The 7007-nt window shown below is 62.6% G+C and carries 4 protein-coding genes and 1 tRNA gene; 3 read left to right on the top strand and 2 right to left on the bottom strand.

What is annotated here, in order from left to right; genetic code table 11:
• Window positions 1-132 precede the first annotated feature (132 nt).
• On the bottom strand, window positions 133-273 hold the full coding sequence (locus ACOJSI_RS06075; protein WP_420137364.1) for a hypothetical protein: 141 nt from the start codon (window positions 271-273) through the stop codon (window positions 133-135).
• A gap of 314 nt (window positions 274-587) precedes the next feature.
• On the opposite strand from ACOJSI_RS06075, the gene ACOJSI_RS06070 reads away from it, so the two are divergent.
• Together ACOJSI_RS06070 and ACOJSI_RS06065 are read left to right on the top strand one after the other, a co-directional pair.
• Complete coding sequence (locus ACOJSI_RS06070; protein WP_420137363.1) at window positions 588-3572, top strand: TonB-dependent receptor domain-containing protein; 2985 nt, start codon at window positions 588-590, stop codon at window positions 3570-3572.
• 178 nt (window positions 3573-3750) lie between these two features.
• Window positions 3751-3836 (top strand) — tRNA-Tyr (locus ACOJSI_RS06065).
• 40 nt (window positions 3837-3876) lie between these two features.
• On the opposite strand, the gene ACOJSI_RS06060 is transcribed toward ACOJSI_RS06065, so the two are convergent.
• Window positions 3877-5073, bottom strand: a complete 1197-nt coding sequence (locus tag ACOJSI_RS06060) for a phospholipase D-like domain-containing protein (protein WP_420137362.1) — start codon at window positions 5071-5073, stop codon at window positions 3877-3879.
• 225 nt (window positions 5074-5298) lie between these two features.
• Here ACOJSI_RS06060 and ACOJSI_RS06055 point away from each other — a divergent pair, with 225 nt between their 5' ends.
• Complete coding sequence (locus tag ACOJSI_RS06055; protein ID WP_420137361.1) at window positions 5299-6981, top strand: glycoside hydrolase family 9 protein; 1683 nt, start codon at window positions 5299-5301, stop codon at window positions 6979-6981.
• Window positions 6982-7007: the final 26 nt, after the last annotated feature.

Here is a 7007-nt window from a genome sequence, read left to right as displayed (position 1 = left end):
CGCATGTATCCCCCCGCACGAGCCCTGTCGGCAAAGTCATAGGCCGGATCATCAAGTTCGTTTCTGATGTTTTTCTGTTTTTCTCCTCGCGGCCCCGGCCTTCGAGGCATGGCGCGCGCGCCTGCCGCGAATTCAATGCAGTGTTTCTCCGCGCGCCAGCATGGCCACGAATTGCGCGCATCCCGCCGGCTGTGCCGCCAGCCAGGCGTCAAAGGCGGTGGCGTCCGCGAATTCCTGAACCGGCAGACCCGCCCGCATTTCCGCTGTCGTCATGCCGCTCTTATGCATCGTCCCGAGCAGGGCACCAATGCGCACGTCGCGCCCGGATAGACCACGTAGGAACGCGCGCGTGCCCTCTCAGCGCAAATTGATGACGCGATGGCGAACAGTCTTTTGCTCGCACGCTTCCACGCGGGACTTTAGCGCTCTGATTCAACATGTTGCCAAAATGTATCACCATGGTGCTTTGCAACATCTGCTCACTTTACGCTCGTAAACCTGCCGTTAATGTTAGCGCCATGCACCGGGAGGGGGGCCCCCGGGGTACCATCGCGCTGCGGCGCATAGGGGGTTATTGAATGATACAAATGTCCAGCCGGCTCTTCGCCGGCTCTGCCCTGTCGGCTGTCTTGGCGGCATTCGCCGCCCCGGCGTCCGCCCAATCCATGCCGGAAACGCCGGCTGCTATCGAAGCCGCGGTCAGCCCGGACTCCGAAGAAGTCGTTGTCACTGGTTCGCTCTTCCGTCGCACCAACAGCGAGACGCCATCACCGGTCAGCGTGCTGACGGCGGACACGCTCGCCAAGGCGGGCATCACAACGGCGGCGGACGCCATCCGCTCGGTGTCGGCCGATAGCGGCGGCTCGATCGGCGTCGGCTTCCAGAGCGGCTTCTCCGCCGGCGGCGTTGCCGTGTCGCTGCGCGGCCTCGGCGTCTCCTCGACGCTGGTGCTCGTCGACGGCCTCCGCTCGACCAACTTCCCGATCAACGACGACGGTCATAACGCCTATGTCGACCTCAACTCGATCCCGTTCAGCCTGATCGATCGGGTCGAGGTGCTGAAGGACGGCGCATCGGCGACCTATGGCGCGGACGCGATCGGCGGCGTGGTCAACCTGATCCTTAAGAAGCAGTTCGTCGGCGTCGCGGGTACGGTCGAAGGCGGCGTCAGCAGCCGCGGCGATGCGGGGCGTCAGCGCGCCAACCTTACGGTTGGTTATGGCGACTATGCTGAAAAGGGCTTCAACATCTATCTGAACGGCGAATTCCAGCAGGATGGCCGCGTCAGCAACCACAGCCGCGGTTTCCCCTACAATAACCGCGATCTGACCTCGATCGGCGGTAACGACCAGAACGCCGCCGACAATTCGCTCACTCAGGCGACGCCCAACGCGGTTGTCGTACGCACAACCCAATCCGATCTGAACAACCCCTTGAGCGGCGGCACGACGTTGTTCAACCAGAACTACACCACGCTCAACCTCGCCGATTGCGCGCGCGGCACCTACACGCAGACGGGCAGCGGTCCCAACGGCATCGGCTGCAAGCACAATATCGAAGACGAATATTTCCAGCTCGCACCGCTGCAGCGCAAATATTCGATCAACGGCCGCGTCAGCGTTCGGCTGTCGGATAATATCGAAGGCTACATCACCGGCAGCTATTCCAACAGCTATGTCAGCATCCTCAATGCCCCGCGTGCGCTGCGGAACACCCAGCCTTATGGCGGTGCGCCCAACCTGGCATCCAGCAATCCCGGCATCGTCCTGCCGGTCTATATCTGCTCGGCGGGCGTGAACTGCGCCACTGCCGCCAATCGTCAGCTCAACCCGAACAATCCCTATGCGGCAGCCTTCGCTAACGATCCGGCCAACGGCGCCGCGCGCATCTATTATCTGTTCGGCGACATCAAGGCAGGCAGTGATCGCACCAACGAAGTCTATCGTTTCGCCAGCGGCCTGCACGGCACGATCGGCAATGATTGGACCTGGAAGGTCGACGGCGTTTACGCCCGCGACAATCTCAAGATCGTCCAGCACGGCTTCCTGAACGTCGCCAACACGCTTAGCGCGATCAACACCGGCGCCTATAACTTCGTGAATCCGAGCCTCAACACGCAGGACGTGCGCGACTTCATCTCACCCGACAAGACGACGCCGTCGCATTCCCAGATGTATTCGCTCGACGCAGCCATCACCAAGCAGCTGTTCGAACTTCCGGGTGGTCCATTGATGCTGGCCGTAGGCGGCCAGGTGCGGCGTGAATCGCTGGTCAACAATAACCAGAACGAAGCACTCGACACCTGGACCCTCACCACGTCATCGGCGTTCGGCAAGCACACCGTTTCGGCAGGCTATTTCGAAATCCAGGCCCCCGTGCTCAGCACGCTCGAGCTGAACGGCTCGGGCCGCTACGACCATTATTCGGAAGGGTATGGCCGCTTCTCGCCGAAGATCGGTGTGAAATTCACCCCGATCCGTCAGGTCGCCTTGCGCGGGACCTATTCGCAGGGCTTCCGCGCACCGACCTTCGCCGAATCCGGTCCGCGGTCGCAATATGCGGGCTTCGTGACGACGACGCCTCCGGGTAATTTCTGCGCTGCGCACGGCGGCTCGGCTACGGCGACCAACACCTGCGTCAACGGCGGCAACCCTTATAACTTCGCCTATTCGGTCGGGCGCGGCTTTGTCGGCAATCCCGATCTGAAGCCGGAAACGTCGCGCAGCTTCACCGGCGGCATCATCCTGGAGCCGACGTCGTGGTTCAGCGCGACGGTCGACTATTATAACGTGAAGAAGAAGAACCTGATCGCCAACGGCCCGCTCGCCGGCGATGCGATCGCGGCCTATTACAAGCAGTCGAACCTGGCGGCCGCGACCGCCGCGGTGGCGGCGATCGGGCCGGGCTATTCGGTCAACACGATCGACAGCATCGATCCGGCATTCCCGAACGCATTGCCGCGACTGCTGATCATCAACGCACCGTTCGTGAACGTGAACTATGACAAGACGTCGGGTCTCGATTTCTCGGCCACCGCGCGGGTGCCGCTGGGGAACGGCGTGCGTTTCACCAGCAAGGTCGAGGCGACCTACATCATCCAATATGATCGTCACACCGCGCAGGGCGTCCAGAAATATGCGGGCACGATGGGCCCCTATGATCTGTCGTCCGGCAACGGCACGCCGGATTGGCGCGGCAATTGGCAGAACACGATCGAGGCCGGCAAATTCTCGCTGACGGCGACCGCTTATTATGTCGGCAAGATCAAGGCCGTCGCAACCGACCAGGGCAATCTCAGCCGATCCTGCTCGGCCAGCCTGTATAAGTCGTCGCAGGCCGGCGTGCCGGAGGATCGCTTCTGCTACGTCAAGCGCTTCATCAACGTCGATCTGAACGCGACGGTCGCCGTGAACGATCACTTCTCGATCTTCGGCAATGTCGGCAACCTGTTCGATGCCCGGGCCCCGATCGCCCCGGCATCCTATGCAAGCTCGCCCAACTATCTGACCACCTGGCATTATGCCGGTCTGATCGGGCGGACCTTCCGGGCAGGCGCGAACTTCAGCTTCTGATCCCGCCTGCCTACAAGAGGGGGGCGGTTCCAGCGATGGGGCCGCCCTTTCTTTTGCCAGCGTAACCCCGCGGCGGCCAATCCGCTGCACATCCTCCACATAATCAACCGTTGATGCCGTTCACGTTGACAGCGCGCGTTCGCTTCGCCAAAGACGCGCCTCCCCGCGGGGCGCCTCTGGACAGGTGGCCGAGTGGTTAAAGGCAGCAGACTGTAAATCTGCCCGTGCAAGCGTACGCTGGTTCGAATCCAGCCCTGTCCACCATCTCTTCAAACAACTGAGCTTCAGGTCAACGCAGGAGCATTCAGCGTTCGAGCGCTGATGTCTGCCGGTCCACTTCCTGATCCAGGTCGGCAAAGCGCCTCAACAGCGCGCGGGCGAGATTGCTGTCGGTGGAGCGGACCAGCACCTCATCGTTCAGGAAGCGCGAATTGGTATTGAAGTTCAGGCTGCCGAAATAGGTCACCCAACTGCCGCTATTCTCGATCACGAAGAACTTGTCGTGCATCGGCAGACCGTCAGGGTGGCGGTAGCGGCGGATGTCGATGCCATCCTTGGTCAGTCGATCGACCACGCGTTGCGGCACGCGCCGCTCCGAATCGTGCACGATCAAGTCGATCCGCGCGCCCCGTTCGGCGGCATCCTCCAGCGTGCCGACCGCATCCCCCTTCAGATGTGAAATTGCCGCCCACAGATGATCACCGGGGCCCAGCCGGTCCAGCGCCGCCTCGACGATGTCGGTGTGCAGGCGCGGATAGAAGAACAAGGCGGTGTCGCGATCGCGCAGGATGCGATTATTCTCACGGCTGAACCGGCTCACCGATCCATGGTGGAGCGCCAGCAAGCCGATATGATCGACCAGCGCATCCACCAGCCCAGCGCTGGTGATTTCGACCAGCATATTGTGCCCCCGATCCTGATCGCCGATCTCCGCGAGGATCGCCGCATTATCATCGCCTTTTCCGCCGGACGGGTTGAACGAACCGACCAGTGCGACCGGCGTGGGCCAGGAAAAGGCATATATCTTAGCATGCAGCTTGCCGTTGATCCGCTGGAACGGAAAGGATGCCGCGGGGCGCACGGTCAGGCCGCCGCGCAGCCCGTCCTTGCGGAGCATGGCGACGACCGTGCCATTGGCTGCCTCGAACCGGGGATCGCCCTCCACGACCAGGCGGACACGGACCCCGCGGCGGCTGGCATCGATCAACGCTTGGGCAAGCTCTGCATCGAGGAAATAATAGGTCGCCCAATCGATCGACTGTCCCGCCGGCGTGGCACGGACCCGCTGCAGCAGCAGGTTGCGCAGCGCCTGCGCCGGCATGCCCGGCCCGCCGAAATGAACCGCGCCGATCCTGGACGCGGTCGTGCGTGCAGGGACATCGACCGTCGGCTCCTTCCAGCTCATCAAAGCAAGGAAGGCAGCGCCAAGCATCAAGGCAACCAACCCGAAGCCCAGCGCAACAATCCGCCACCCGCGCCGCCTCAAGACAGATTGCTTCACGATGATATGCCAGCTCCACCCATGGTTTCACGTCTCAGCGCGCGAATACCAGCAGCGCAAGTTGTACGGCGTTTATGTTCAGGTCCGCGTCCCAAACGGATCAGGCATCACCATTACATCTTGGCACTGTTAGCACCCTGCGCAACCGCCTGATCTTCCAAGCATCAATTGCCGCCCCCGAGCGGCGCGATTAGGTTTCAATTGCAACGCGAGGCACGCCAGAGGATGTTCAGCCGAAGAGATCTCGCCCGCGGCGGCGCTTCGCTGCTTGGCGTCGCCCTGGTGGAAACGGCCTGCTCGGCGGCTCCGCCCGACGCCGTCATGCTGCAGCTCAATCAGTGTGGCTTTCTGCCACGTTCGCCCAAACGCTTCGTGATGACTGTGGCGGCAGATGACGACCAGCCCCGCCAATTCCGTATAGAAACCTTGCAAGGCAAAAGTGTCTTCGCCGGCCCGATTGGCGGGCGCGTTTACGACCTGACCCCGACAACCGGAGATCATGTTAGGATCGGCGATTTCTCGGCTTTTACGCGCCCCGGCCGCTATCGTATTCGCATCGGCCCCGCTTTCTCTCCTCCTTTCGAGATCGGGAACGCCGTATATGCGCCGTTAGTACGGGACGCCGCGCGCGCTTTCTATCTGATCCGAGCTAATATCGCGCTTGATGATCCGGTCACCGGCTTGAAGCATGCCGCGGGCCATCGGAGTGAGGCGTCTCTGCCCGTAAACGGCATCGCGCGGGATCTGACCGGCGGTTGGTACAATGCCGGGGATTACGGAAAGTGGACGCATATGGCGGCGATCAGCGCCAGCCAGATGATGTGGCTCTACACATTGCGGCTCGCCCCCGCGCGCGGCCTCAAGCTTGCCGTGAGCCAGAGCTTTCCCGGCCTATGCGATCTGCTGCAACAGGCCCGCTGGGGGCTCGAGTGGCTGCTGAAAATGCAGAATCGAGACGGCTCGGTGCTGCACAAGATCGACTCCAACCAGCTTTACGCCTGGGGGTTGCCGCCTGAGCAGGATCCGCACCCCCGAAGCGCGGCGCCGCCATCGAGCGCCGACGCCGCCGTCTTCACAGGCGTCATGCTGCAGGCAAGCCAGGTTTTTGCGCCGCTCGATCACATCTTCGCCGATCGCTGCCGCACGGCCGCTCTGCATGGCTGGGATTGGCTCACCAAAAATCCGGCTGTGCTGCGCAATGATGCCAACTATGCCGATCGCGATCCGCGGCAGGAGATTTTGTGGGCCACCTGCGCCATGGCAGCGACGTTCGAGGACGCCGCGTTGGGGGAGCGCGCGGCGGCAGGCCTGCGCGAGATCGGTGTTCACCCGTTCTTCTGGCCAACGCCGCAGTTGCTGGGCGCAATGAGCCTGGCCCGCAAAGAAAGCGCATCCGCTGCCGTGGCCCGTACCACCATCATCGCAGCCGCCATCGACATTGCGGCGCGTGCAGGTCGCGATCCCTATGGCTTTTCGGCGGATCCGAATGCCTATTGGTGGGGGTCGAACGAAGCCGCCCTGGATACAGCCGTCTTATGCCTGTTCGCCGCCGAATTGGGCGGAGGCCAGCAACTGCGCCACACTGCGCAGCGGCTGCTGGATTATGTCCTGGGTTGCAACGCGCTCGGCCTCAGCTTCGTGACCGGCCACGGAAGCCATTGCGTCGAGCGTCCTTATCATTGGACCTGCCGAACATGGGGCATCGTCATGCCTGGCTGGGCCAGCGGCGGCGCCAATCACCTGATGGCGGGCGCCGACCCGCGCCTGAAGGCGGTCATCGCGCGCGGCACCCCGCCGGCCAAATGCTTTGTCGACGCGTGCGAAGACGATGGGTCGTGGGCTTCCAACGAGGGTCAGACCAGCGAGAATGCCGCGTTGCTACTCGCCGCCGGATTGATAGGTCTGTGAGCTTCTAGCCGCCAGCACTGGGCAGA

The organism is Sphingomonas sp. (assembly GCF_048595155.1).
In the GTDB taxonomy this organism is placed as follows: Bacteria; Pseudomonadota; Alphaproteobacteria; order Sphingomonadales; family Sphingomonadaceae; genus Sphingomonas_I.
This window is presented reverse-complemented; position numbering and strand designations above follow the sequence as displayed.